Raw genomic sequence first — 23,783 nt, forward strand, 5'->3', positions numbered from 1 at the left:
CCGGGACAACGCTCACAACCCCGCGACCAACTCCGGCAGCACCTCGCCGATCGGCTCGCGGATCACCGCGTCGGCGACCCGGTCGTAGGGCGTCTCCCCGGCGTTGACGATCACCAGCTTGGCCCCCGCCTCCTGCGCCACCCGGCACAACGACGCGGCGGGCTCGACCTGGAGCGAGGTGCCGATGGCCAGGAACACGTCGCCGATCTGCGCGGCGATCGCGGCCCGCTCCAGCACGCCGTGGTCGAGCCCCTGCCCGAACATGATCGTCGCGGTCTTCTGGATCCCGCCGCAGCGTAGGCAGCGCGGGTCGTCCTCACCCATCGCCACCCGCTCCAGCGCCGCGTCGAGCGTGGTGCGCGCGTCGCAGTCGGTGCACAACACGTAGAACATCGTGCCGTGCAACTCGATGATCTTCTCCGCGCCGGTTCCCGCCCGCAGGTGCAGCCCGTCCACGTTCTGGGTGATCAACGCGTTGAGCCGACCGGCCCGCTCCAGCGCGACCAGCGCGGCGTGTCCCGCGTTCGGCCCGGCCAGCCGCGCGGGGTTGTCCCGGCGCAGCAACCACGAGCGGCGGCGGATGTCCTCGTCGCCCATGTAGTAGCCGTAGGTGACCAGCTTCTCCGCGTCCGGGTCCTTGGTCCACACGCCCTGCGGGCCCCGGTAGTCGGGGATCCCGGAGTCGGTGGAGATGCCTGCCCCGGTGAGCACGGTGACCCCGTCCTCGGCCGCCCGGATCCACTCCCGCACCACGTCGATCTGCTCGGTCATGCCACCGAGGGTAGCGACCGGCCGAGCTGACGACCTGTCAATTACCGCGCGTCGGGGCCGGCACGAGGCAGGATGGTGGCATGGATCTTGGACTGCGCGATCGCGTGTATCTGGTCACCGGCGGCACCCGCGGCCTCGGCTTCGCCACCGCCCGCGCGCTGGTGGACGACGGCGCCCGGGTGGTGGTCACCGGGCGGGACGAAAAACGCGCGACGGAGGCCGTCGCCGCGCTCGGCGGGCCCGAACAGGCGTTGGGGATCGCCGCCGACAACGGCGACAGCGGCACCGCCGAGCGGCTGGTCGCGGCGGCGCTGGCCCGCTTCGAGCGGCTGGACGGCGCGTTGGTGAGCGTCGGCGGACCACCTCCGGGCGAGATCACCGCGATCGAGGACGACCAGTGGCGGGACGCGTTCGAGTCGGTGTTCCTGGGCGCGGTCCGGCTGGCCCGGGCGACCGCCTCGGCGCTGGGCACCGGCGGCGGATCGATCGGCTTCGTGCTGTCCTCGTCGGTGCGTCAACCGATCCCCGGCCTCGGCGTCTCCAACGGTCTGCGGCCGGGCCTGGCGATGGTGGCCAAGACCCTGGCCGACGAGCTGGGCCCGCGCGGCATCCGGGTGTTCGGACTGCTCCCCGGCCGGATCGACACCGACCGGGTGCGCGAACTGGACGATCTCAGCGGCGACGCGGAGGCGACCAGGGCCGCGCACACCGGAAGCATCCCGCTGGCCCGCTACGGCACCCCGGAGGAGTTCGGCCGGGTGGCCGCCTTCACACTGTCCCCGGCCGCGTCCTACCTGAGCGGCGTGATGATCCCGGTCGACGGCGGCCTGGCCCGCTCGTTGTGACACCCGTGCGGCTCGGGGCTCGACACCGATGTGGCCCGAACCCCGACGCGAGTGCAGCCGGAGCCCGACCCCGGTGACACCCGGGGCCCGACAGGAGTGGCGTCCGGGACATCACCCGGGCCCGAGACACGGGTGGGGCCCGGGACACGTCCCGGGCCCCACCGCCGTCCATCCGCGCCGCTCAGTCCAGGTGCCGCTTGGGCAATCCCCGGCTGGTCCGCAGGGTCATCATCGTGGGCAGTGTGTCCAGGCCCACCGCCTCGCGCGCGTTGGGCAACACCCGATCGCGCACCGCGCTCAGCAACGCGCGCGGCTCGGCGCCGGGTTCGGCCCGGACCATGACCCGCAGCGTCGGACCGTGCCGGCGGCGGATCAGATGCGCCGAGACGTGCTCGACGCCGTCCACGTACGACAGGTCGTCCTCGATCGCGTCGGCGAGCGCGTGGCCGGTCACCGTCAGCGTGTCCGCCTCGTCGCCGACCATGCCGAAGCCGGTGCCCAGACCGGACGGACCGTCGCCGGCCCCGTCCGTGGTGTCCTGCACCCGCAGCGAACGCACCGCCCGCCGGCCGAACTGCGCGAGCAGCCACCACAGCGCGAGCACCAGGATCAGCCCCGGCGCACCGAAGGCGACCCACCACCACCAGCCGTGGTCGGTGAGCCGCTCGGCCTGACTCGTGGTGACGAACGGCTTGTCCGCGGTGTGCAGCAGGTCGGGATACCAACCCCGCCCCCGGGCGGCGACGGCGAGCCCGCCGCCGATCAGGCCCAGACCGACGAGGAACAACAGGATCCGGTTGCAGACCGTACGCATGCTCGCCTCACCTCCCGCTCACGGGCTGAAGGCGCAGATCCACCCGTGGCACCCGGGCCAACGTGAGCGCGTTCGCGCGTTGCTCCAGTCGTTCCATCAACTCGTCGTGCAGGTCGTCCGGGTCGCGGAAGTGGTAGTCCACCCGCAGCACTGCCTTGCGCCGGCCCATCCGCACCCGCGCGTCCAGTACGCCCGAGGACGCCAGCGCGGTGTGCCGCAGGAACGAGGCGGCGGTGCGCCGGGTCATGTACACGGTCATCGCGTCGCCCGGCGAGCGCAGTCGCAGCAGGCTGCGTCGCCCGGGGGTGACCGCGAGCACGATCAGCCACAGGCCCAGCACCGCGGCGATCAGCCCGGCGGCGATGGTCGCGTTGTCGCGCCACACGTGCGTCTGGGCGCGCTCCAGGAGTTCGCGCGACCAGCGCGGGGCCCGGTCGATCCGGGCCGTGACGCCGATGTACAGCGCGGTGCCCGCGACGCCGCCGACGAGCAGCGCGACCAGCCCGGCCGGGAAGCCGCGCGTCGACCAGGCCCGGCGCACCTTCGCACCGTCGCCCCAGTCGTCGATCGCACCCGCCGACGTCTCGGCCGGCGAGGCACCGGAAGGCGCCTTTGGCGAAGCCTCCAGGCTCACTCGACTCTCCTCTTGCCGTGCCCCCCACGGGTCAACCGGCCGACCGTGACGTCCACCCGCACCACCGGCATCCCGGTCAGGTACTCCACGTCGGCGCGCACCCGCCGGCGAATCGTCCGGGCGATCTCGACCACGGGCCCGGGGTAGGGCACGTCCACGTCGAGAGTCACCGTCGCGTGGTCGTGGTGCATGGTGGCGCCCGCGCGCGGCGCGCGCAGCACGGTCTCCGGCGCGGCCTCGACGGTGGCCTCGCGTGCCGCGCGGGCGGCGATCTTCTCCACCACGCGCCCACCGATCTGCAGTACTCCGCGGTGCGCGGCCGGCGCCAGGCCCTCCGCCGGTACCGCGCGCATCAGCGCCGCCGGTTGCGCGAGCTGAACAGCTCGCCGAGGTCCAGGTCGCCGTCCAGGAAACGACCGACCAGGAAGCCGACCACCCCTAGCGCGGCGACCAGGAGAAAGGCCCCGAACCCGCCGAGCGCGGCGGCCAGGCCGAGGGCCATGCCGACCAACAGGCCGACCATGGGTGTAGTCATTGGCGAACGACTCCTCACTGAACCGACCATCGGTTGTTGTCGACCCTGTCGGGTCGGGTATCGAGAGACCGTGCGGATCCTTCGCGGATTCCACCGGTCCTCGCCCCGCCCGCTACTCGACGCGCGGGTTGTTGCGCCGTCGATGCCGCTCCGTCAACTGGCGCCAGAGCCGACCCGGCAGTCGGCCGCGGCGGTAGACCGTGGTCTCCGCCGCGGCCCCCGAACGAACCGGCGCCGATGGCCCGGCCGCGTCGATCAGCGCTCTGAACCGCTCCAGCCCGGCGACGAATTCCTCCGGGTCACCCCCACGATCGGGATGACTCGCACGGATGAATTCCCGGTATTCGCGCAGCAGTCGTCGCCGCGCGTCGTCGCCGGGCCCGACCGTCACTGAAGCTGGCGCTCCTTGGAGTCGTCTCCGTCGTACTCGATGTGGATGTCGTCCACCGCGATGTTGACCTCGACCACCTCGAGCGCGGTCATCCGCTCGACGGAGTCGATCACATTCTCTCGGACGGCCTGCGCCAATTCGGCGATGGGCACGCCGTAATCCACCACGATGTTGAGATCCACGGCACACTGCCGCTCGCCCACCTCGACGCTGACACCCTGCGCCACGTTGGGCTTGCCCCCCGGAATGCGCTGCCGCACCGCGCCGAACGCCCGGGCCGCGCCCCCGCCGAGCGCGTACACGCCGGGGATCTCGCGGGCGGCGATGCCCGCGATCTTGGCGACCACACCGTCCGCGATGGACGTGCGGCCCTTGTCCGTGGCCAGCTTGACGACCTCGGTCGAACGAGCCCCGCCCGCCGGCGAGCGCTCCTCGTCCTTCTCGAGCGCCTGCGTGCCGGTCTTGCCCTGGGTCGTTGTGTCCGCCATCGGCGCACTTCCTTCCTCGACTGCCCGAACCATGCGACCGGAACCCCACTCGGTCCCGCCTGACATCGGTGCCCCTTGCCGGGTCCACCACACCTGTACGACACACACACCGGGCGAACGTCACGCGTCGATCGGCGAATGTTTCGCCGAATCCGACGTTATCGGGCCGGACGGTTCCCGGCGTGGACCCACGCCCGCGCCTCGCCGTGGGGGTGGCGGTTCTCGTGTTGCGACCCCGGGCGCAGTACGGTCGCCGGGTTGGGACGAGGAGGGAAGCCGATGGCCGACGAGGCCGAGCTCGACGAGGGCACCCTGGTGGTGCGGGCTCAAGAGGGCGACGCCGAGGCATTCGAGGTACTGATGCGTCGGCACGGTCGATCCCTGTACACGCTCGCGCTGCGCATCCTGGGACGGCCCACGGACGCGGAGGACGCGGTGCAGGAGGCGTTCATCAGCGCGTGGCGCCGACTGCCCGGGTTCCGCGCCGAGTCGTCGTTCCTGACCTGGATGTATCGCATCGTCACCAACCGCGCGTTGAACATCGCCCGGACCAGACGGCCCACCGTCGGCCTGGACCAGGTACCCGATCGGGCGATAGAGCAGATGGCGGACAATCCGGAGCGGCGGGCGGAGGGGTCGGCGGCGCTCAAGGCGCTTCAGGAGGCGATGACCACGCTCACCGAGGAGCAGCGGGCCTGCTGGGTTCTGCGCGAGTTGCACGGGCAGAGCTACGACGAGATCGCGGCGGCCGTGGGGATCGGGGCGAACGCGGTCCGGGGCAGGATCTTCCGAGCACGACAGACCCTGGCGGAGGCGATGCGGCCGTGGACGTGACGAACGAGGCGGGCGACGCGCCCGACGCGCTGCGGCTGCCGTCCGCGGCGGAACTGCTCGCGACGACCCGGCACGCCCCGGTGGGGGCGACCACCTCGGCCGACCCCGACCCCGACCCGGATCGGGAGCTGCTGCCGTGCGGGCGCGAGCCCGAAGGGGTGCTCGAACACGCCGCCGAGGGCGGGCTGGACGAGCACGAGCGCTCGTGTCCGGAATGCCAGGCGGTGCTGCGCGACCACTCGGTGCTCGATCAGGTCACCCGCGAGTGGGCCGAGTTGCCGGTCCCGGTGCCGGACGACCTGGGCGCGCGGGTGATGCGCCTGGTCCGCGCCGAGTTGCACACCGGTCGGCTGCTGCCGCTGGGCGAGCCGGACGAGCAGTTGACGCTCACCGAGACCGCCGCGGCGCGTACGCTGCGCGCGGCGGTGGACGCCGAGCCCGGCGTACAGGCCCGCAGTTGCCGGATCCGGCCGTACGAGAACCGGGCGGGCGCGGCGGTGCCGGGTCCGGTCACCGTGCGGCTGTCGGTCGGCGTGCCGTACGGCGAGCCGATCCACGCGCTGGCCGAACGACTGCGCGAACGGGTGCGCCGGGCCGCGAGCGAACGACTGGGGTTGGAAGTGGCGAAGGTGGACGTGGACGTGGTCGGCCTGGAACCGGCTGCCGGGAATCGGGAGGCGAGCCGATGAGGCAGCCCGCGACGGGCACCTCGCGCGAGATGTCCGTCCTGGCCCGGACCACCGCGGGCGGCGCGGCGCTGACCGTGCCGGGCGTGGTGGACCTGCAACCGGGACTGCTCGACGCGGTCGCCCAGGTCTCCGGCGGCCTGATCCCGGGCCGGGTCCCGGGGGTGACCACACGCGTGCTCGACGGAGTCCTGCACGTGGACGTGCAGTTCCGCGCGGCGGCGGACCGCCGGGTACTGGACGTGGCGCGCGAGGTGCGCGCGGCGGTCACCGAAGCGGTGCGGCAGCGGACCGGACACAAGCACGTGGTGGTACACATCCTGGTCACCGACGCGGGACCCTGAGCACGGTGGCCCCGAGCCCGGACGTCCCGAGCCACGTCGTCGTGAGCCGTCGTCCCGAGCACCGTGCGCGCCCCGCGCGTCCGACGCGCGGTCAGACCCTCGCGAGGCTGTACGAGGGCCGCTCGTTCAGGGCCGCCGCGTCGTGCCCGGGCAGGTGGCCGTAGGCGCCGATGATGCCGCCGATCTCCTCGGTGGCGGTCAGCGGCCCGCTCGCGTCGGCGGCCCGCGGCACCCGGCCGTGGCCGATCAGTTGCAGCCACTTGTTCAGCGGCAGCCGGGCCCGCTCGTACATCTCCAGGGCCTCGGTCGGATCCTGGTACGAGGCCAGCGAGCGGGCCAGCACGCGCGCGTCGACGATCGACTCGGACGCGCCGCCGAGCACGTAGGGGTACATCGGGTGGGCCGCGTCGCCGAGCAGCGTGACCCGGCCGAACGACCACTGGTCCAGCGGCGGTCGGGTCACCAGCGGATAGCCGGAGGCCTCGGTCGGCGTCTTGACCATCGCGCCGACGTCGGCGCCGGCGATGCTCCAGCCGCGGAACACCCGGGTGAGCCGGCGCAGGTCCGCGGGTCCGTTCCACCCGGTGTCGCCGAGTTCGCCGGCCGACTGCCGATCGGGCAGTTCGGCGAGCCAGTTGGTGAGCGTGGTCCCGTCCCGCGGATCGATCGGCTTGATCGGGTGCGCCATGAAGCGCGCCTCGCCGTGCGCGGTCATGATCATCGTGTGCCCGTCGGCGAACGGCGCGCAGCGGGTGGTGCCGCGCATCAGGATGCGCGGCTGGGCCACCGGCGAGCCCTCGTCCGGCAACAGCGTCGCGCGCGTCGCCGAGTTGATCCCGTCCGCGCCGATCAGCACGTCGGCCCGCTCCCGCCAGGGCCGCCCTTCGCCGTCGACGAAGTAGCCGGTGACCCCGTCGTCGTCCTGGTCGAACCCGGTCAGCCGGGACCCGGTGCGCACCGCCGGGCGGCCGAGCCGCTGGTAGACCGCGCGCAGCAGGGCCACCTGCAATTCGCCGCGATGCACGGACAGATGCGGCCACAGGAAGCCGGCCCGCTGCCCGCGCGGTTCGAGCACCACGCGCTTGGCCGCCCGGTCGGGATAGGCCACACCGGACAGCGGCACGCCCAGGTTGGCGATCGGATGGTAGAGGTCGAGTTCGGCGAGTTCGCGCACCGCGTGGGGCAGGAGGCTGATACCGAGCCCGAGGGGCCGGATTCTCAGTGCCGCGTCGACCACCGTCACCTCGGTGATGCCCGCGTCGTACAGGCTCAGTGCCACAGCCAGTCCACCTATGCCGCCGCCGGCGACGAGAACACGCACGTAGAAGCCCCTCTTGCCAACCGTTTGGAATATCACCACACTACCCGCCGCCCCGGGCTGTGGTCGGTCAACTCGCGAGGGCCCGATCTTGTTCCTGGTCCCGGAACTGACGGTGGTACAGGTCCGCGTACAGTCCGTCCCGGGCGAGCAACTCGGCGTGTGTGCCGCGCTCCACGATGCCGCCGCCGTCCACCACCAGGATCAGGTCGGCGTCGCGCACGGTGGACAGCCGGTGGGCGATCACCAGCGCGGTACGACCCTCCAGGGCCGAGGCCAGCGCGTGCTGCACGGCCGCCTCGGACTCGGAGTCCAGGTGCGCGGTCGCCTCGTCGAGCACCACCACACGCGGTGACTTCAGCAACAGTCGGGCGATCGCGAGGCGTTGCTTCTCGCCGCCGGACAACCGGTGTCCGCGCTCGCCGACCACCGTGTCCAGTCGGTCCGGCAGCTCGGCCACCTGCTCGCCGATGTTCGCCGCGCGCAACGCGACCCACAACTCGTCGTCGCTCGCGTCCGGCTTGGCGTAGAGCAGGTTGCCGCGGATCGTGTCGTGGAACATGTGCGAGTCCTGGGTGACCACGCCGACGGTGTCCCGCAACGACGCGAGCGTGACATCGCGCACATCGTGGCCGCCGATTCGCACCGAGCCCTCGGTGGCGTCGTAGAGCCGGCCGACCAGGGAGGTGATCGTGGTCTTGCCCGCGCCCGAGGGGCCCACCAGGGCCACCACCTGACCGGGCTCGGCCCGGAACGACACGTCGCGCAACACCGGCTCGGAGCGCCGCCGATCGAGCACCGCGACGCTCTCCAGCGAGGCCAGCGAGACCTCGTCCGCGCCGGGGTAGGCGAACCCGACCGCGTCGAACTCGACCGTGGCCGCGTCCGCCGGCAGCGGCTCGGCGTCCGGCTTGTCGGCGATCATCGCGGGCAGGTCGAACACCTCGAAGACCCGCTCGAAGCTGACCAGCGCGGTCATCACGTCCACCCGCACGTTCGCCAGCGCGGTCAGCGGCCCGTACAGCCGGCCGAGCAGCACGGTGAGCGCGACCAGCGTGCCCACGGTCAGTTGCCCGTCCACCGCCAGGTGCCCGCCGATCAGGTACACCAGCGCGGTCGCCAGCGAGGCGACCAGGGTCAGCGCGGTGGCGAACACCCGGTTCACCAGGGCGATTCGGATGCCGATGTCGCGCACCCGGGCGGCCCGCCCGGAGAACAGCGCGTCCTCCTCCTCGGGCCGGCCGAAGATCTTGGCCAGCATCGCGCCGGACACGTTGAACCGCTCGGTCATCACGGTCGACATCTCCGCGTCGAGCTGCATCTGCTCGCGCGTCATGGCCTGCAACCGACGACCGATCCATTTGGCCGGCAGCAGGAACAGCGGCAGCAGGACCAGCGAGATCAGGGTGATCTGCCAGGCCAGGTAGAACATCGTGCCGGCCACCAGGACCAGGCTGACCAGGTTGGACACCACACCGGCCAGGGTCGAGGTGAACGCGCGCTGCGCGGAGAGCACATCGTTGTTCAGGCGCGAGATCAGCGCGCCGGTCTGGGTCCGGGTGAAGAACGCGATCGGCTGTCGCTGCACGTGCGCGAACACCTGGCTGCGCAGTTCGTAGATCGAGCCCTCGCCGATCCGCGCCGAGTACCACCGTTCGGCCAGGCCGAACCCGGCGGCGAGCAGCGCGATGCCCGCCACCACCATCGCGAGCACGGTCACCAGGTGACCGTTGCCTTCGAGCACCCCGTCGTCGACGATCCGCTGCGCGAGCAGCGGCGGCACGACGGTCAGCACCGCGCCGATCACGACCAGGATCAGATACACGGTGATCTGCCGTGCGAAGGGTCTCGCGAACTCGCCCACCCGCCGCACCGTGCCGGGCGCGAGCTTGCGCTCGACCACCGACGCGTCGCGGGTGTAGGAGCGCAGGTTCATTCCCATCGGGCCGCCGCCACTCATCACGCCTCGCTCCCGTACATATCGAATGATGAAATGAAATCCTGAGTCAACCTCAGCACTTCGTGTACGGGAACACCGACGTGGGCCCGCTTACTCCCGGGAGTCCCGGGCCCGACACGGCTTCGCCGGCCGTCGGCGGCGGCCGGATGTGACGTGGGTCTCACTACTCGCCGATGCCCGCGAGGTCACGCAGGCGGCGGGCCTGGGCGGCGCGTTCGGCGGCGCGCTGTTCGTCGTAGGTACGCCCCGCGGCGCCCGCGAGCAGGGCCTTCGTCTCGATCACCGCATCGCGCGGCGCGGCCAGGAGCGCGGCCAACAGGTCGCGCGCGGCGCCGTCGAGTTCCTCGCGCGGCACCGCGAGCGTGGCCATCCCCATCGACACGGCCTCCTCGGCACTCACCCAGCGGCCCGTGACGCAGATCTCCAGGGCACGGGCATAGCCCACGAGGTCGGTCAACGGCTTGGTCCCGGCCAGGTCCGGGACCAGACCGAGCGCGGTCTCGCGCATCGAGAACCGCGCGTCGTCGGCGCACACCCGCAGATCGCACGCCAACGCCAGCTGGAACCCGGCGCCGACGGCGTGCCCCTGCACCGCGGCGACGGTGAGCAGGTCGGGGCGGCGCCACCACGTGAACGCCTCCTGGAACGAGGCGATGGTCGCGTCGAGTTCGTCGTCGCTCGCCCCGGCCAGCGAGACGAGATCCGACTCCCCCGAAATGCCCCCGCCGCCCGGGAACATCCGCCGATCCAGGCCCGCGGAGAAGGAGGCGCCCTCCGCGCGCAACAACACGGCTCGGACGTCACCGGGCAGGTCGCGGCCGACGGCGGCGAGCGCGCGCCAGAGCGCGGGAGTCTGCGCGTTGCGCCGATCGGGATTGGTGAGGGTCACCACCGCGAACGAACCTTCGATCACGACCGAAAGATCCTGCCGTGCGGCGACGTCGGCACCGCCGACCTCACCGCCGTTGCCGTCCGTACCGCCATTGCCATTCGTACTGTCGAGCTGATTCGCCACCACGTCCACGGTCCCTCCCGTGTTCGGGTCGCTTCCGTCGAACGACCACGCGCCCGACGTTACCGGTCGGTCACATGGTCGTTCGACGGACGGTACGGTGATGCGGATCCTCCGGAGCTCGACCTCAGGCCGAGGACGACGCGGCGGTCTTGGCCTTGCCCCGCGTTGCCCCACCCCTGCCTCGGAGGGTCACCCCGGATTCGCTGAGCATCCGGTGCACGAAGCCGTAGGAACGGCCCGTCTCCTCCGCGAGGGCGCGGATGCTGGCACCGGAGTCGTACTTCTTCTTGAGGTCAGCCGCGAGCTGCTCGCGCGCGGCACCGGTCACCCGGCTGCCCTTCTTCAGAGTCTCGGCCACACGTGCCTCCTCATAGGAAGTGCGCTCTGGAATCCCATGATCACCCCTGGGGCATGGCATGGCCAGTGATTCCACCAGGCCCGATGGCTTGATCATCGCGGCGCGTGGCCCGTTGCACACAAAGATCACCCGAGCGGAATCACGCCTTCCCGTGCCGAATGCTTGACCGAATCCTGTGTCCGCCGACAAAGGCCCTGGTCACCCATGAGATTCGCGACCTTGCTCTGCGTCGCCGTCGAGCCTGGTGACCGGCATCACGTGCGGACCGGAAGGATGGCTTCCCCTTGTGAGGGTTTCGTGGTGAAAACCGGTCGGGGGACGAAAGCGAACACCCCGTCGGGTTGCCGAGGACGGCAACCCGACGGGGTGTCGGTGGTTCGGGCTTCCCGGGCGCGCACGCCCGAACGATCAGGCGAGCGCGACCAGGTCGGCGTAGTCCTCGTTCCACAGGTCCTCGACGCCGTCCGGCAGCAGGATGATCCGCTCCGGCTGGAGCGCCTCGACCGCGCCCTCGTCGTGCGTGACGAGCACGACCGCGCCCTCGTAGGTGCGCAGCGCGTCCAGCACCTCGGCGCGGCTGGCCGGGTCGAGGTTGTTGGTCGGCTCGTCCAGCAGCAGCACGTTCGCCTTGGAGACCACCAGCGTCGCCAGCGCGAGCCGGGTCTTCTCACCGCCGGAGAGCACCCCGGCCGGCTTGTCCACGTCGTCGCCGGAGAACAGGAACGAACCGAGCACCTTGCGCACCTCGACCAGGTCGAGGTCGGGCGAGGACGAGCGCATGTTCTCCAGCACCGTGCGCTCCGGGTCGAGCGTCTCGTGCTCCTGCGCGTAGTAGCCGAGTTGCAGCCCGTGGCCGGGCTCGATCTTGCCGGTGTCCGGGTCCTCGACCCCGCCGAGCAGGCGCAGCAGCGTGGTCTTGCCCGCGCCGTTGAGGCCCAGGATCACCACGCGCGAGCCCTTGTCGATGGCCAGGTCGACGTCGGTGAAGATCTCCAGCGAGCCGTACGACTTGGACAGGCCGGTCGCCATCAGCGGAGTCTTCCCGCACGGGGCCGGCTTGGGGAAGCGCAGCTTGGCCACCTTGTCCGACTTGCGCTCGCTCTCCAGTCCGGACAGCAGCTTCTCGGCACGACGGGCCATGTTCTGCGCGGCCACCGTCTTGGTCGCCTTGGCCCGCATCTTGTCGGCCTGCGTGAAGAGTTGGTCGGCCTTCTTCTCCGCGTTGGCCCGCTCGCGCTTGCGGCGCCGCTCGTCGGTCTCGCGCTGGAGCTTGTAGGCGTTCCAGCCGACGTTGTAGATGTCGATGGTGGTGCGGTTGGCGTCCAGGTAGAACACCTTGTTGACGCACGCCTCCATCAGGCCGACATCGTGACTGATCACGATGAAGCCGCCCTTGTAGGTCTTGAGGAACTCGCGCAGCCACCCGATCGAGTCGGCGTCGAGGTGGTTGGTGGGCTCGTCCAGGAGCAGCGTGTCGGCGTCCGAGAAAAGGATCCGGGCCAACTCGACCCGGCGGCGCTGGCCGCCGGAGAGGGTGTGCAGTTCCTGACCCAGGATCCGATCCGGCAGACCCAGGCTGGCCGCGATGGTGGCCGCCTCGGCCTCGGCCGCGTAGCCGCCCTTGGTCAGGAACTCGGTCTCCAGGCGCGAATACCTGCGCATCGCCTTCGCGGCGGTCTCGCCGCTCGCGCTGGCCATCAGACCCTCGGCCTCGCGCATCCCGGAGAGCGCCACGTCCAGCCCGCGCGCGGACAGGATCCGGTCCCGGGCGAGCACGTCCAGGTCACCGGTGCGCGGGTCCTGCGGGAGGTAGCCGACCTCGCCGGTACGGGTGATGGTGCCGGACGCGGGCTGGGTCTCCCCGGCCAGCGTCTTGGTCAGCGTGGTCTTGCCGGCGCCGTTGCGGCCGACCAGCCCGATCCGGTCGCCGGCCGCGACCCGGAAGGAGGCCGGCTCCAGCAGGATGCGGGCGCCGGCGCGTAGTTCGACGTTGGTTGCGTTGATCATGAAGGACTGGACTCCCGGTCGGGGACTGACGAAGACGGACGGTCGCGCGGGGCTCGCGGGGAAGCCGCACCGCTCTAAGGCCGCTCGCGGGGATATCCAGAGAAACCGACCATGCCCACGAGTCTACGGGAGGGCTCGCACCGGATTCCCGGGCGTCCCGCGGCGACGAACGGGACGCCGGCGATAAAAACCCGGAAAAGGGATATCCGTCACCCGACATCTTTCGTCTGGCCCTGTTCCCCAGCCCGCAGGCGGTGCCGTGATGCAGTTCAACGACGACGCGGATCTCGACACGTCACAGATCGAGGACCGTCGCGGCTCGGGCGGCGGCGGTCTGCGCCGGCCTGGCCTCGCGGTGGGCGGCGGGGCGGCGGGCCTGATCGCGGTGGTGCTCGGCCTGATCTTCGGCCTGAGCCCCGACCAGCTCGGGCTGAGCGACGACGGCGGAGGCAACTCGGTGCCGGCGGACAACCGGGTACTGCGGGACTCGTGCCGCAAGGGCACCGACGCCAACGCGCGCGACGACTGCCGAATCGTGGGCGTGGTCAACAGCGTGCAGGCGTATTGGACGGACGAGTACCGGCGCCGGGGCGCGACCTACAAGCCGGCGCCGACCCAATTCTTCACTGGCAGCACCTCGACCGCGTGCGGCGGGGCGACCTCGGCGGTGGGCCCCTTCTACTGTCCGGGCGACCGCAAGGTCTACATCGACCTGGGCTTCTTCGACGACCTGCGCACCAGGTTCGGCGCCAAGGGCGGCCCCTTCGCCGAGGCATATGTACTCGCCCACGAATACGGCCACCACATCCAGGACCTGACCGGCCAGATGGCCAAGGTCGGCAACGACCGCCAGGGCCCGCAAAGCGGCTCGGTCCGCCTCGAACTCCAAGCCGACTGCTACGCGGGCGTCTGGTCCCACCACGCCACCACCACCCCCCAGGCCGACGGCCAACCCCTGATCACCGCCCTCACCGACCAGGACATCGCCGACGGCCTGGACGCCGCGGCCGCGGTCGGCGACGACCGCATCCAAGAACAATTCCAGGGCCGAGTAACCCCCGAATCCTGGACCCACGGCTCCGCAACCCAACGCCAACAATGGTTCCGCCAGGGCTACACCACCGGCGACCCCACCAAATGCGACACCTTCACCTCCCGCATCTGACCCACCCAACGCATAACGCCACCCCACCAGAACCAACGCCAACCGAGCACCAAATCAGCCCGGCCGGCGCTTGAGGCCACTCAGCCCGTGCGGCGCTTGAGCACACTCAGCCCGGCCGGCGCATGAGGCCACCCCAACAGAGCCAACGCCCAACGCCAACCGAGCACCAAATCAGCCCGGCCGGCGCTTGAGGCCACTCAGCCCGTGTGGCGCTTGAGCACACTCAGCCCGGCCGGCGCATGAGGCCACCCCAGCGGAGCCGACGCCCATCGCCGGCCGAACCAATTCAGCCCGTGCGGCGCTTGAGCACACTCAGCCCGGCCGGGCGCATGAGGCCACCCCAGCGGAGCCACCGCCCAACGCCACCCGGCGCGCGAGGCCCACCAGCCACCGACCGCCCGATCGCGCAAGAGGCCAACTCGCCCCCGCACGAACCGAGTTCAGCCGACCGCAACCCGCGCCCGATCCACGATGTCCTCCGCATCGGCAACAGCCGAAAGATGCCGCGCCAACCGAGACCGGACCTCGCGCCCCCCACCATCGGCAACAACCAGCGAGACCCACGCCGCCGAAGCCTCCAGCGCCGCCCGCGCGCTGGCCGCCGCAGCCGCGAGATACGGAAGCACGTCCTCGTCCCCGCCATCGCGGACCGTACCCGCCAGTCCGATCAAATCCGCCGCCAACGCCGCGATACGCAAAGGCACTTCGGCCTCGCCCACGGCAACGGAATCCACCCCGGCCGCATGGCCAACCCGCATCGCCCGCTCCCGCATCCGCCCCGCCTCGGCCCGCGCCGCCCGCATCGTCTCCTCGGCGTCGGTCGTGTGCAGCGCCAGCGCGGCCGCCCGCTCGATCAGCGCCGCGGCCTGCGCGGCCTGGAGCGCGGCGGCGGCCCCTCGTACCGCGACGTCGGGACTGGCCAGTCGGTCGAGGTGTTCCCCGATGGTCTGTTCGCGCAACGGATCCTCCTTGCACAGCATGGACAAACAGTCGAACCGTCCCTGCCAGAGTGCACGCCGAGATCCAATTACGCCATTTTTCCGCCGTGTTGGTTTAAACCCGCCCCAACTCCGATCACCAACCGCGCACACCCGCACACCGCACGCGCACGCGCAGCCACCGAGCCCCACGGACCAAACCCCACGCGCCCCACGCATTTCCGCGCCCGAGTTCACTCCACGGTCTTCACGTCACACCAGACAACCTTCCCGTCCGGCACGGGATAGCTCCCCCACTCCTCCGCCATCGCGTCCACAAGCAACAACCCGCGCCCGTGCTCGTCGAGCAGATCCACCGCGTCCCCGGGCTCGGGGAGCGCCGGGTCGTTGTCCACGACCGCGATCCGAATCGAGTTCTCCCGACGCAGAATCGCCACCGCGACCGTATGACCCCGCACCGAGTGCTTGACCGCGTTGGTCACCAGTTCCGACAGCAACAGCTCCAGAGTGTCCACGGGCGCGTCCGGAACCCGTTCACCCAGCACCCGCCGCAGCGCGTGACGCGCCCGAGGCACCGCCTCCACAGTGGCCGTCAGCCTCAGCGACAGGAGCAGTGGGCCGGCCGAAGACTCCCCGGATCGCGGCGATGATGCGATTTCGCCCACGTCTCCCCCTGTATCCCCTGTATCCCCTGGTGGCGCGGATGAGGCGGCCGGAGGCATCGGCAACCTTTGTCCAAACTAGCCGCCCTTGTCTCCACTGTTGGTGAGATCGACTTCTTTCCCCCTGGTGAAACGTGGCGCGGGCCGGCGGTGGACGTGCGACCGGCGCTCGATCGGCGCTCGCGGTCGATGCGAGCGCCGTCGGGCGCCCGGGGCGCGGTTCCCGGCCCGCGTCGCGGGGTAGCGATCTGCGACGACAACGCTCCGAGCAGCACGTCGAGGCCGACACGTGACCGGTATCGCAGGGCCCGAGAGGGCGCTCGGGGAACCAACCGATCCGCCGCTTCGTCCCGCAAGCAGATGGCAACGGCCCGGGACACCCGGTGCCGGCTCGCCACCCGGCCGCTAACGTCGGGGGTACCGACCGCGTCACGGAGGACCTGCATGCAGCCCCGGCTCCAGGCCACTCTGGCCGATTTCGTCCCAGCCCTGCGCTTCGTCGCGCCCGAACTCGTCGCCGACTACCTCGAACACGAGGACCTGCCCGCGGCGTGGTGGATGAGCGTGCCCGTGGTGCGGGCCGCGGACACCTTCGGTCGCGACGAGCTCCCGGGGCGGCTCGCCGATCTGGCCTACACCGAGCTTCGCCACCTGCGCCTGGGCGACCTGCTGCCGGGCGCGTGGCTGGCCCGCAACGGCTTCCGGCTGTCCCAGTGGCCGGACGGCGCCCGGACGAACGTGATGGTGCGTACCCCGGACTGGGCGGACCTGCTGACCACGACCGTGCGCGAGGTCGGCGACTGGACCCAGATCGGCACCTCGACGGTACGACCGCTGGTGGCCCGGCTGTTCGAAGAGGTGCTCGGACTGCTGCCCGCGGACGACGAATCGGTGGACGTGGACGCGGTGTTCGGCACACCGGAGACCGCCGCGAGCGCGCCGGCCGTCGCCTCGACACCCGAGCCGGATCCGAACCCGGCCGAGCCGGAGCCGCATCCCGAACCGGAACCCGAGCCGGAACCCGAGCCCGAGCCGAAGCCGGTTCCCGCCGCGTCCGTCGCGATCCCGGCAGCGCCGCCCGAAGGTGACTGGGACACCCCGGACGAGTGGGGCGACCTGGACGAGGACGAGCTGTACCCGGTCAAGATGCCCGAGCCGTTGACCGCCGAACTGGGCACGGTGGTGCGCTGGCTGGCCGCCCAGGCGCCGGATGTTCCGCTGATGGCCCAGCTCGCCCAGGTCACCCTGGAGACCGCCGCCGTGGTCGGCCTGGAGGACGCCACGGACGAGGTCCGGACGGCACTGACCGCGCTGCTCACCCAGGTCCCGTCCGGCCTGCGCGCGTCGCTCGCGATGCCACCCGCACCGGTCGCGCCCGAGTCGGACGAGGCGGAGTCCGCGTCGACCGCCGGCACCGCGGCGGGCCGGGACGCGTACGGCGAGGTCCCGCCGCCCACCCGGGCGGACGTGGCCCCGGCCGCCCCAACCGAACGCAAGCAGGCCGAACCGCGCCCCGAGCCCGTACCCGAGCCCGCGGCCGAGTCGACGTCCACCGGAAAGCGGCAGCCGCGGGTCCGGACCGAGGACACCTCCGAGGACGCGCCGCCGCGCGCCGTGTCCGCCGAGCTCGCGACCGAGGGCGACCACCCGGGTCTGGACGCGTACGGCGAGACACCGCCGATGACCGTCGCGGACATCCCGATCCGCACGATCAAGGACCGCGGCCGGGCCGACGCGCCCGCCACCCGATCGCCCAAACAGGCCCCCAAACCGGCCAAGGACGAGGACGAGGACCCCGGGCAGGACGCGTTCGGCGAGGTCCCACCGCCCACCGCCGGCGAGTTGCCCGTCGTCGCCGAGTCGAACGTGCCGCGCACTCCCGAGGGACTGCGCATCCCGCCGCGCCCGAGCCACCCGCCGCGCACCGCGACCGCCGCGAGCCCGAGCACCCCGAATCCGACCACGGCGACGCCCGCCGCCGAGGCGGCCGCGACCGCCGCCGAGATGCCGTCCGTTCCCGCGCCGCCGGACCACTCGGTGGTGCCGCGGACGAACCGGGGTACGAAGGCCGCCGCCGACCCGGAGGCCACCGTCGAGATGGTGCCGGGCACACTGCCCGGGACCCAGGACGTCACGATGCTCGTCGACCGGCCGCTGCCCCGCGCCGGCGAACCCGGCGGCGGTGACCTCGTCGCGATCCTGACCTCGTGGTTCGCCGCTGTCGAACCGCAGCGCAAGGTGCTCGCCCGGGATCGGCTGTTCACCGACGCGCCGCGCGAACTCGAGTCACTGGCAGCCGAGTTCGGCACCTCGCCGGCCGAGGTCAAGATCATGGAGCGGGACCTGCGGCGCACCCTGGACGAGCGGATCGCCCGCTCCGACGGCGCGCCGGTCCGGGTCCACCTGAGCTTCGTCCGAGACCGGCTCGGCGTGCTCACCACGGTGTCCGAGCTGCGCGCGCTGCACCCCAAGCACACCGAGACCGTGCCGGGTCTGGAGATCCAGGTCTGGCAGGTGCTGCGCGGCCTGCTCGGGCTGCACATGTCGGTGGACGGCTGGCTGTCGAGCGCCCCGCTCGGCGAGCTGTCCGACCGCACCCAGAGCACCCTGGACGCGGCCTGCGCCCACGGCCCGGTTCCGCTCGAGGCGTTGGAGCGGGACCTCGCCGCGATGGGCATCCGCAAGCCGCTCCAGACCGCCTGGGTCGGCCGGCTGGACGGCTTCCAGGTGGAGAACGGCCACGTGCTCTCCCGCTCGGCGGACACCCTGGAACGGCCCGCCCGGAAGCAGCAGTCGGCGCCGATCGGCGACCCCTCCTGGACGGCGGGCTGCTTCCGCGAGGACACCGGCGCGTGGGCGTTCCGGGTGGACGTGTCCACCGCGATGCTCGAAGGCGAACCGGTGAAGCTGCCGCCGGCGTTCGCACAGTCCCTGGGGGTCACCCCCGGCGGCCAGGTCCGACTGCACCACGGACACGGCCCCGCCGCGCTGCGCTGGTCCGACACGCCCTACCTGGTGTCGATGCGGGCGATCCTGACCGGTCTGGCCGCGCACGAGGGCGACATGGTCTTCATCTCGTCCATCCACCAGGGCCGCCTGGAGGCACGCCTGGTCCGCGGCGACGCAACCGTACGCCTCCCCCGCTGGGCCCGCGCGCTACGCCACACCGGCGTCGACCCGGTCCCCGAGCAGGTCAACCTCCCCGAACTCCTCGGCGCCCGGATCGGCCTCGACCCCGGCATCGACCTCAAGGCAGTCCTGCACCGCCTCCAGCAACGAGGCGACACCGACGTCCTCGAACTCCTCGGCGTAAGCCAACCCCGCCCCTGACCCAACAAAAAAGCGCCGGGCGGACCGACCCGAAGTCGACCCACCCGGCACCCAACACCGCCCAAGCCCCAACCACCCCAACCGGCACCCGAGCCCACTCAGCCCAGCAGGCGCTTTGAGGCCACCCCAACCAAACCAAACGCCAACGCCGGCCAAAAGCCAAAAACAGCCGGGCCGGCGCTTGAGGCCACTCAGCCCGGCCGGCGCTTGAGGCCACCGAGCCCGCAGGCCAGGCAACCAAGCCCGGCCGGCGCTTGAGGCCAAAGGGCCCAGCCGGCCCGGAAGGCTACAGGTTGAACCCGAGCGCCCGCAGTTGCTCACGCCCGTCATCGGTGATCTTGTCCGGCCCCCACGGCGGCATCCAGACCCAGTTGATCCGCATGTCCGCGACGATCCCCTCGGTCGCGGTCCGCGTCTGGTCCTCGATCACGTCCGTCAACGGACACGCCGCGCTGGTGAGCGTCATGTCGATGGTCGCGATGTTCGCGTCGTCGACGTGCACCCCGTACACCAGGCCCAAGTCGACGACGTTGATCCCGAGCTCCGGGTCGACGACGTCGTACATCGCCTCGGTGACGTCCTCCGGCGTAGCCGCGGGACGCGCCTGCGTCTCGGTCATTTCTGCCCTTCCGTCGTCTGCAGCGTCTGCAGCGCCTGCGCGGTGGCGTCCTTGAAGGCCATCCACCCCAGCAGCGCACATTTCACCCGCGCCGGGTACTTGCTGACGCCGACGAACGCCACGGCGTCCTCCAGGACGTCCTCGTCCGGCTCACCCTGCCCCTTGGACTGCATGAGCGCGAGGAACTCGTCCCCGGCGTGCAACGCGTCCTCGATGGTGTGCCCGATCACCAGATCGGTCATCACGGACGCGCTGGCCTGGCTGATCGAACAGCCCTGACCCTCGTAGCTGACGTCGAGAACCTTCTCGCCGTCCAGCTTCACCCGCAGCGTGACCTCGTCCCCACAGGTCGGGTTGACGTGGTGGACCTGGGTGTCGAACGGGTCGCGCAGCCCCTTGTTATGGGGGTGCCGGTAGTGGTCCAGGATGATCTCCTGGTACATCCCGTCAAGCTTCATCTCTTCGCCTCCCGCCCCACTCAGCCGGAACCAGTGCTAACCGAAAAACTGTCGGACATGTTCCAGCCCGGCCACCAGCGCGTCGACCTCGGCCGGCGTGGAGTACAGGTAGAACGAGGCTCGCGTGGTCGCCGGCACTCCGTAGCGCAGGCACACCGGACGTGCGCAGTGGTGACCCACCCGCACCGCGATGCCCTGCTCGTCGAGCACCTGACCCACGTCGTGCGGGTGGATGTCGCCGAACGTGAAGGAGATCGCCGCACCGCGCGCGACATTGTCCGCCGGGCCGATGATCTTCAGGCCCTCGACGCCGTTCAGCGCGTCGATCGCGTAACCCGTGATCGCGTGCTCGTGCGCGGCGACGCGGTCCATGCCGATCGCCGACAGGTAGTCGATCGCCGCACCGAGCCCGACCGCTTCCGCGATCGGCGGGGTGCCGGCCTCGAACTTGTGCGGCGCGGGCGCGTACGTGGACGCGCTCATCGTCACGGTCTCGATCATCTCGCCGCCGCCCAGGAACGGCGGCAGCTCCTCCAGCAGACCGAGCCGGCCCCAGAGCACGCCGATGCCGGTCGGACCGCACATCTTGTGCCCGGTGAACGCGACGAAGTCGGCGCCCAGGGCCTGTACGTCCAGCACGGTGTGCGGCGCGGCCTGCGACGCGTCGACCACGACCAGCGCGCCGACGTCGTGCGCGCGGCGCACGATCGGCTCCAGGTCGTTGACCGTGCCGAGGATGTTCGAGGTGTGCACCACCGAGACGACCTTGGTCTCCTCGGTGATCACCTGCTCGATGTTCGACAGGTCCAGCCGGCCGTCGTCGGTGAGCCCGAACCACTTGAGCTGCGTGCCGGTGCGCTGCGCGAGCAACTGCCACGGCACGATGTTCGAGTGGTGCTCCATCTCGGTGATCACCACGTCGGCGCCCACGCCGACCTTGAACGGTTCGTCCGCCCAGGTCAGCATGTTCGCCACGAGGTTGATCGCCTCGGAGGAGTTCTTGGTGAAGATCACCTCGTCCCGGCTGGGCGCGTTGATGAACTCCGCGACCTTGTCCCGGGCACCCTCGTACAGCGCGGTGGCCTCTTCGGCCAGCACGTGCACGCCGCGGTGCACGTTCGCGTTGCTGTTCGCGTAGTAGTGCGTCATGGCGTCGATCACCTGGCGCGGGGTCTGCGACGTGGCCGCGTTGTCCAGGTAGACAAGCGGTCGGTCGCCGTGCAGGAGCCGTTCGAGGATCGGGAAGTCCTTGCGGATCGCGTCCGTGTCGAGCAGCCCCGGCAGGTGCACTGTCATGCAGTCTCCCCCTTGCCGGTGTAGGCCTCGTAGCCTTCGTCCTCGAGCTTGTCCGCGAGTTCGGCGCCGCCGGATTCCACGATCCGGCCGCCCGCGAAGACGTGCACGTGGTCGGGCTTGATGTACTTCAGGATGCGGGTGTAGTGGGTGATCAGCAGGGTGCCGATCTCGCCGGTCGCCTGCACCCGGTTGACACCCTCGGACACCACGCGCAGCGCGTCGACGTCCAGGCCGGAGTCGGTCTCGTCGAGGATCGCGATCTTCGGCCGGAGCAGTTCGAGCTGAAGGATCTCGTGCCGCTTCTTCTCACCGCCGGAGAAGCCCTCGTTGACGTTGCGCTCGGCGAAGGCGGGGTCCATCTGGAGGCGCTCCATGGCCTCCTTGACCTCCTTGATCCACAGCCGCAGCTTGGGGGCCTCGCCACGGGTGGCGGTGGCGGCGGTGCGCAGGAAGTTGGACACCGAGACGCCGGCGACCTCGACGGGGTACTGCATGGCCAGGAACAGGCCGGCGCGGGCCCGCTCGTCGACGGTCATGGACAGCACGTCCTCGCCGTCGAGCAGCACAGTGCCGCCGGTGACCTTGTACTTCGGGTGGCCCGCGACCGAATACGCGAGGGTCGACTTGCCGGAGCCGTTCGGGCCCATGATGGCGTGGGTCTCGCCCTGCTTCACGGTCAGGTCGACGCCGCGCAGGATCTCGCGCGGACCGTTCTCGGCGTCCACACTGACGTGCAGGTCGCGGATCTCAAGCGTTGCCATAACGGACTCAGGACTCCTGGTTCACTTCGACGAAGACGGCGCCGCCGTCGATCTTCACGGGGTACACGGGGACCGGCAGGTTTGCCGGGGGGCCCGAGGGGCGGCCGGTGCGCAGATCGAAGCGCGAGCCGTGCAGCCAGCACTCGATCGCGCAGTCCTCGACCTCGCCCTCGGAGAGCGACACGTTGGCGTGCGAGCACACGTCGTTGATCGCGTACACGTCGCCCTCGGTGCGCACGAGGGTGACCGGGATGTCGTCGAGCACGACCCGCAGGGGCGTGTCCTCGTGCAGGTCGGTCTCGGCGCAGGCCTTGAGGTAGCTCATCGGGCGCCGCCTTCGAGGCGTGCCTCGATCTGCTTCATCAGGCGCTCTTGGAGGTCGGTGATGCCGACCCGGGCGATCACCTCGGCGAAGAAGCCGCGCACGACCAGGCGGCGGGCCTCGTCCGCCGGGATGCCGCGCGACTGCAGGTAGAAGAGCTGCTCGTCGTCGAAGCGCCCGGTCGCGCTGGCGTGCCCGGCGCCGGCGATCTCGCCGGTCTCGATCTCCAGGTTGGGCACCGAGTCGGCGCGGGCGCCGTCGGTGAGCACCAGGTTGCGGTTGAGCTCGTAGGTGTCGGTGCCCTCGGCCGCGGCTCGGATGAGCACGTCGCCGATCCACACCGTGTGCGCGTCCGCGCCTTGGAGCGCGCCCTTGTAGGTGACCAGGCTGCGGCACTGCGGCACGTCGTGGTCGATGAACAGGCGGTGCTCCAGGTGCTGGCCGGCATCGGCGAAGTACACGCCGTACAGCTCGGCGTCGCCGCCCGGGGCGTCGTAGACCACGCGCGGGAAGAGCCGGACCAGGTCGCCGCCGAGGGTGACCACGACGGAGGCGAAGGACGCGTCCCGACCCACCCGGGTCAGGTGCGAGCCCACGTGCACGGACTCGGCGTCCCAGTCCTGGATCGAGACGACCTTGAGCCGGGCGCCGTCGCCGACGATGAACTCGACGTTCTGCGCGTAGGTCGCCGAGCCGCTGTGGTCGAGCACCACGGTCGCCTCGGCGAACCGCTGGACCTCGATGGTGACGTGCCCGAACGCGGTGCCGCCGGTGCCGCGCAGGTCGACGACGACCGGCTCGGCGAGTTGCGTGTCCTTGCCGACCACGATCAGCGTGGCCTTCTCGAACGAGCTGTACGCCTGGGCCGCGACCCGGTCGACCGGGCGGCCGGCCCGGCCGATCCGCGCGTCGGTGCGGTCCACCGTCTCGACGGTGACGCCCTCGGGCGCGGTCACCGAGACGGTGACCTCGCCCCGGTCGCCCGCGGCGGCGGTGCCGTCGTGCAGACCGCGCAGTCGGGCCAGCGGGGTGAACCGCCAGTCCTCCTCGCGGCCGGTGGGCACCACGAAGTCGGCCACGTCGTAGGACGCGACGGCGACCTGGCGGGCGTCCGCGGGCTGGGCGACCGAGCGGCCGGTGCCGGGGCCGGCGAGCACGTTCGCGGCCCCGGCCTCGCGCACGGCGATCGATCCGGCGGTCGTGCTACCGGGAGTGTTGGTGTTCGCAGCCAT

At 71.3% G+C, this 23,783-nt stretch carries 26 protein-coding genes; 6 read left to right on the forward strand and 20 right to left on the reverse strand.

What is annotated here, in order from left to right; all coding sequences use genetic code 11:
- Nucleotides 1-12: 12 nt before the first annotated feature.
- On the reverse strand, nt 13-771 hold the full coding sequence (locus ACZ4FV_RS20130; RefSeq protein WP_395862659.1) for an SIR2 family NAD-dependent protein deacylase: 759 nt from the start codon (nt 769-771) through the stop codon (nt 13-15).
- Between the two features lie 80 nt (nt 772-851).
- On the opposite strand from ACZ4FV_RS20130, the gene ACZ4FV_RS20135 reads away from it, so the two are divergent.
- Nucleotides 852-1,616: an SDR family oxidoreductase gene (locus ACZ4FV_RS20135; RefSeq protein ID WP_395862657.1), complete on the forward strand. Its 765-nt coding sequence runs from the start codon at nt 852-854 to the stop codon at nt 1,614-1,616.
- 181 nt (nt 1,617-1,797) lie between these two features.
- On the opposite strand, the gene ACZ4FV_RS20140 is transcribed toward ACZ4FV_RS20135, so the two are convergent.
- The 6 genes from ACZ4FV_RS20140 to ACZ4FV_RS20165 all read right to left on the reverse strand — a co-directional run bounded on the left by ACZ4FV_RS20140 (nt 1,798) and on the right by ACZ4FV_RS20165 (nt 4,478).
- Nucleotides 1,798-2,430 (reverse strand): hypothetical protein, encoded by a 633-nt coding sequence (locus ACZ4FV_RS20140; RefSeq protein ID WP_395862655.1) that lies wholly within the window; start codon nt 2,428-2,430, stop codon nt 1,798-1,800.
- Between the two features lie 7 nt (nt 2,431-2,437).
- On the reverse strand, nt 2,438-3,064 hold the full coding sequence (locus tag ACZ4FV_RS20145) for a DUF6286 domain-containing protein (RefSeq protein WP_395862653.1): 627 nt from the start codon (nt 3,062-3,064) through the stop codon (nt 2,438-2,440).
- Nucleotides 3,061-3,417 (reverse strand): Asp23/Gls24 family envelope stress response protein, encoded by a 357-nt coding sequence (locus ACZ4FV_RS20150; protein ID WP_402231637.1) that lies wholly within the window; start codon nt 3,415-3,417, stop codon nt 3,061-3,063. Before ACZ4FV_RS20150 ends, ACZ4FV_RS20145 begins: the two co-directional genes overlap by 4 nt.
- Entirely contained in the window at nt 3,417-3,599 is a 183-nt protein-coding gene (locus ACZ4FV_RS20155) for a hypothetical protein (protein WP_078977717.1), read from the reverse strand. Before ACZ4FV_RS20155 ends, ACZ4FV_RS20150 begins: the two co-directional genes overlap by 1 nt.
- A gap of 112 nt (nt 3,600-3,711) precedes the next feature.
- Nucleotides 3,712-3,990 carry a hypothetical protein gene (locus ACZ4FV_RS20160; RefSeq protein ID WP_395862649.1) on the reverse strand — a complete coding sequence of 93 codons (279 nt, stop codon included), beginning with the start codon at nt 3,988-3,990 and terminating at the stop codon, nt 3,712-3,714.
- Entirely contained in the window at nt 3,987-4,478 is a 492-nt protein-coding gene (locus ACZ4FV_RS20165) for an Asp23/Gls24 family envelope stress response protein (protein WP_395862647.1), read from the reverse strand. Before ACZ4FV_RS20165 ends, ACZ4FV_RS20160 begins: the two co-directional genes overlap by 4 nt.
- 279 nt (nt 4,479-4,757) lie before the next feature.
- On the opposite strand from ACZ4FV_RS20165, the gene ACZ4FV_RS20170 reads away from it, so the two are divergent.
- Genes ACZ4FV_RS20170 through ACZ4FV_RS20180 form a run of 3 tightly spaced genes read left to right on the forward strand, consistent with a single transcriptional unit; the run spans nt 4,758 to nt 6,342 of the window.
- Nucleotides 4,758-5,312, forward strand: coding sequence for an RNA polymerase sigma factor (locus tag ACZ4FV_RS20170; protein ID WP_360305297.1), 555 nt, complete (start codon nt 4,758-4,760; stop codon nt 5,310-5,312).
- Nucleotides 5,303-6,001 carry an Asp23/Gls24 family envelope stress response protein gene (locus ACZ4FV_RS20175; protein WP_395862645.1) on the forward strand — a complete coding sequence of 233 codons (699 nt, stop codon included), beginning with the start codon at nt 5,303-5,305 and terminating at the stop codon, nt 5,999-6,001. The genes ACZ4FV_RS20170 and ACZ4FV_RS20175 overlap by 10 nt, the downstream gene beginning before the upstream one ends.
- The gene (locus ACZ4FV_RS20180; RefSeq protein ID WP_395862643.1) at nt 5,998-6,342 is read left to right on the forward strand and encodes an Asp23/Gls24 family envelope stress response protein; all 345 of its coding nucleotides are present in this window, start codon (nt 5,998-6,000) and stop codon (nt 6,340-6,342) included. The genes ACZ4FV_RS20175 and ACZ4FV_RS20180 overlap by 4 nt, the downstream gene beginning before the upstream one ends.
- A 91-nt stretch (nt 6,343-6,433) precedes the next feature.
- On the opposite strand, the gene ACZ4FV_RS20185 is transcribed toward ACZ4FV_RS20180, so the two are convergent.
- From ACZ4FV_RS20185 to ACZ4FV_RS20205, 5 genes are all read right to left on the reverse strand, one after another.
- Nucleotides 6,434-7,663, reverse strand: coding sequence for an FAD-dependent monooxygenase (locus ACZ4FV_RS20185; RefSeq protein ID WP_395862642.1), 1,230 nt, complete (start codon nt 7,661-7,663; stop codon nt 6,434-6,436).
- 67 nt (nt 7,664-7,730) lie between these two features.
- Nucleotides 7,731-9,620, reverse strand: a complete 1,890-nt coding sequence (locus tag ACZ4FV_RS20190; protein ID WP_465323004.1) for an ABC transporter ATP-binding protein — start codon at nt 9,618-9,620, stop codon at nt 7,731-7,733.
- 163 nt (nt 9,621-9,783) lie between these two features.
- The gene (locus tag ACZ4FV_RS20195) at nt 9,784-10,533 is read right to left on the reverse strand and encodes an enoyl-CoA hydratase/isomerase family protein (protein ID WP_395862804.1); all 750 of its coding nucleotides are present in this window, start codon (nt 10,531-10,533) and stop codon (nt 9,784-9,786) included.
- A gap of 226 nt (nt 10,534-10,759) precedes the next feature.
- Nucleotides 10,760-10,993, reverse strand: coding sequence for a helix-turn-helix domain-containing protein (locus ACZ4FV_RS20200; protein ID WP_020553538.1), 234 nt, complete (start codon nt 10,991-10,993; stop codon nt 10,760-10,762).
- A gap of 408 nt (nt 10,994-11,401) precedes the next feature.
- Nucleotides 11,402-13,000 (reverse strand): ABC-F family ATP-binding cassette domain-containing protein, encoded by a 1,599-nt coding sequence (locus ACZ4FV_RS20205; RefSeq protein WP_395862638.1) that lies wholly within the window; start codon nt 12,998-13,000, stop codon nt 11,402-11,404.
- Between the two features lie 262 nt (nt 13,001-13,262).
- Between ACZ4FV_RS20205 and ypfJ the strand changes: the two genes are divergently transcribed.
- Entirely contained in the window at nt 13,263-14,165 is a 903-nt protein-coding gene (gene ypfJ, locus ACZ4FV_RS20210; RefSeq protein ID WP_402231643.1) for a KPN_02809 family neutral zinc metallopeptidase, read from the forward strand.
- Nucleotides 14,166-14,605: 440 nt separating this feature from the next.
- On the opposite strand, the gene ACZ4FV_RS20215 is transcribed toward ypfJ, so the two are convergent.
- Nucleotides 14,606-15,145 (reverse strand): hypothetical protein, encoded by a 540-nt coding sequence (locus tag ACZ4FV_RS20215; RefSeq protein ID WP_395862634.1) that lies wholly within the window; start codon nt 15,143-15,145, stop codon nt 14,606-14,608.
- Between the two features lie 191 nt (nt 15,146-15,336).
- Nucleotides 15,337-15,825 (reverse strand): ATP-binding protein, encoded by a 489-nt coding sequence (locus ACZ4FV_RS20220; protein WP_395862632.1) that lies wholly within the window; start codon nt 15,823-15,825, stop codon nt 15,337-15,339.
- A gap of 384 nt (nt 15,826-16,209) precedes the next feature.
- On the opposite strand from ACZ4FV_RS20220, the gene ACZ4FV_RS20225 reads away from it, so the two are divergent.
- Nucleotides 16,210-19,095, forward strand: a complete 2,886-nt coding sequence (locus ACZ4FV_RS20225) for a hypothetical protein (RefSeq protein ID WP_465323005.1) — start codon at nt 16,210-16,212, stop codon at nt 19,093-19,095.
- 286 nt (nt 19,096-19,381) lie between these two features.
- Here the strand turns inward: ACZ4FV_RS20225 and ACZ4FV_RS20230 are convergent, their stop codons facing one another.
- Genes ACZ4FV_RS20230 through sufD form a run of 6 tightly spaced genes read right to left on the reverse strand, consistent with a single transcriptional unit; the run spans nt 19,382 to nt 23,783 of the window.
- Entirely contained in the window at nt 19,382-19,714 is a 333-nt protein-coding gene (locus ACZ4FV_RS20230; protein ID WP_355541487.1) for a metal-sulfur cluster assembly factor, read from the reverse strand.
- Nucleotides 19,711-20,172 carry a Fe-S cluster assembly sulfur transfer protein SufU gene (gene sufU / locus ACZ4FV_RS20235; protein ID WP_395862628.1) on the reverse strand — a complete coding sequence of 154 codons (462 nt, stop codon included), beginning with the start codon at nt 20,170-20,172 and terminating at the stop codon, nt 19,711-19,713. The genes ACZ4FV_RS20230 and sufU overlap by 4 nt, the downstream gene beginning before the upstream one ends.
- A gap of 36 nt (nt 20,173-20,208) precedes the next feature.
- The gene (locus tag ACZ4FV_RS20240) at nt 20,209-21,468 is read right to left on the reverse strand and encodes a cysteine desulfurase (protein WP_395862626.1); all 1,260 of its coding nucleotides are present in this window, start codon (nt 21,466-21,468) and stop codon (nt 20,209-20,211) included.
- Nucleotides 21,465-22,229: a Fe-S cluster assembly ATPase SufC gene (gene sufC / locus ACZ4FV_RS20245; protein ID WP_395862625.1), complete on the reverse strand. Its 765-nt coding sequence runs from the start codon at nt 22,227-22,229 to the stop codon at nt 21,465-21,467. The genes ACZ4FV_RS20240 and sufC overlap by 4 nt, the downstream gene beginning before the upstream one ends.
- 7 nt (nt 22,230-22,236) lie before the next feature.
- A complete protein-coding gene (locus ACZ4FV_RS20250; protein WP_395862622.1) occupies nt 22,237-22,554 on the reverse strand; it encodes a non-heme iron oxygenase ferredoxin subunit in 318 nt (105 codons plus the stop codon).
- Nucleotides 22,551-23,783 (reverse strand): Fe-S cluster assembly protein SufD, encoded by a 1,233-nt coding sequence (gene sufD, locus ACZ4FV_RS20255; RefSeq protein WP_395862621.1) that lies wholly within the window; start codon nt 23,781-23,783, stop codon nt 22,551-22,553. The genes ACZ4FV_RS20250 and sufD overlap by 4 nt, the downstream gene beginning before the upstream one ends.

This window comes from Embleya sp. NPDC025285 (genome assembly GCF_055558835.1).

Bases quoted from the DNA above. Each gene is read 5' to 3' on its own strand.
- ACZ4FV_RS20130 (WP_395862659.1), bottom strand. From the start codon at position 771: ATGACCGAGCAGATCGACGTGGTGCGGGAGTGGATCCGGGCGGCCGAG.
- ACZ4FV_RS20135 (WP_395862657.1), top strand. From the start codon at position 852: ATGGATCTTGGACTGCGCGATCGCGTGTATCTGGTCACCGGCGGCACC.
- ACZ4FV_RS20140 (WP_395862655.1), bottom strand. From the start codon at position 2,430: ATGCGTACGGTCTGCAACCGGATCCTGTTGTTCCTCGTCGGTCTGGGC.
- ACZ4FV_RS20150 (WP_402231637.1), bottom strand. From the start codon at position 3,417: ATGCGCGCGGTACCGGCGGAGGGCCTGGCGCCGGCCGCGCACCGCGGA.
- ACZ4FV_RS20155 (WP_078977717.1), bottom strand. From the start codon at position 3,599: ATGACTACACCCATGGTCGGCCTGTTGGTCGGCATGGCCCTCGGCCTG.
- ACZ4FV_RS20165 (WP_395862647.1), bottom strand. From the start codon at position 4,478: ATGGCGGACACAACGACCCAGGGCAAGACCGGCACGCAGGCGCTCGAG.
- ACZ4FV_RS20170 (WP_360305297.1), top strand. From the start codon at position 4,758: ATGGCCGACGAGGCCGAGCTCGACGAGGGCACCCTGGTGGTGCGGGCT.
- ACZ4FV_RS20180 (WP_395862643.1), top strand. From the start codon at position 5,998: ATGAGGCAGCCCGCGACGGGCACCTCGCGCGAGATGTCCGTCCTGGCC.
- ACZ4FV_RS20190 (WP_465323004.1), bottom strand. From the start codon at position 9,620: ATGAGTGGCGGCGGCCCGATGGGAATGAACCTGCGCTCCTACACCCGC.
- ACZ4FV_RS20205 (WP_395862638.1), bottom strand. From the start codon at position 13,000: ATGATCAACGCAACCAACGTCGAACTACGCGCCGGCGCCCGCATCCTG.
- ypfJ (WP_402231643.1), top strand. From the start codon at position 13,263: ATGCAGTTCAACGACGACGCGGATCTCGACACGTCACAGATCGAGGAC.
- ACZ4FV_RS20215 (WP_395862634.1), bottom strand. From the start codon at position 15,145: ATGCTGTGCAAGGAGGATCCGTTGCGCGAACAGACCATCGGGGAACAC.
- ACZ4FV_RS20220 (WP_395862632.1), bottom strand. From the start codon at position 15,825: ATGCCTCCGGCCGCCTCATCCGCGCCACCAGGGGATACAGGGGATACA.
- ACZ4FV_RS20225 (WP_465323005.1), top strand. From the start codon at position 16,210: ATGCAGCCCCGGCTCCAGGCCACTCTGGCCGATTTCGTCCCAGCCCTG.
- ACZ4FV_RS20230 (WP_355541487.1), bottom strand. From the start codon at position 19,714: ATGACCGAGACGCAGGCGCGTCCCGCGGCTACGCCGGAGGACGTCACC.
- sufU (WP_395862628.1), bottom strand. From the start codon at position 20,172: ATGAAGCTTGACGGGATGTACCAGGAGATCATCCTGGACCACTACCGG.
- ACZ4FV_RS20240 (WP_395862626.1), bottom strand. From the start codon at position 21,468: ATGACAGTGCACCTGCCGGGGCTGCTCGACACGGACGCGATCCGCAAG.
- sufC (WP_395862625.1), bottom strand. From the start codon at position 22,229: ATGGCAACGCTTGAGATCCGCGACCTGCACGTCAGTGTGGACGCCGAG.
- ACZ4FV_RS20250 (WP_395862622.1), bottom strand. From the start codon at position 22,554: ATGAGCTACCTCAAGGCCTGCGCCGAGACCGACCTGCACGAGGACACG.
- sufD (WP_395862621.1), bottom strand. From the start codon at position 23,783: ATGGCTGCGAACACCAACACTCCCGGTAGCACGACCGCCGGATCGATC.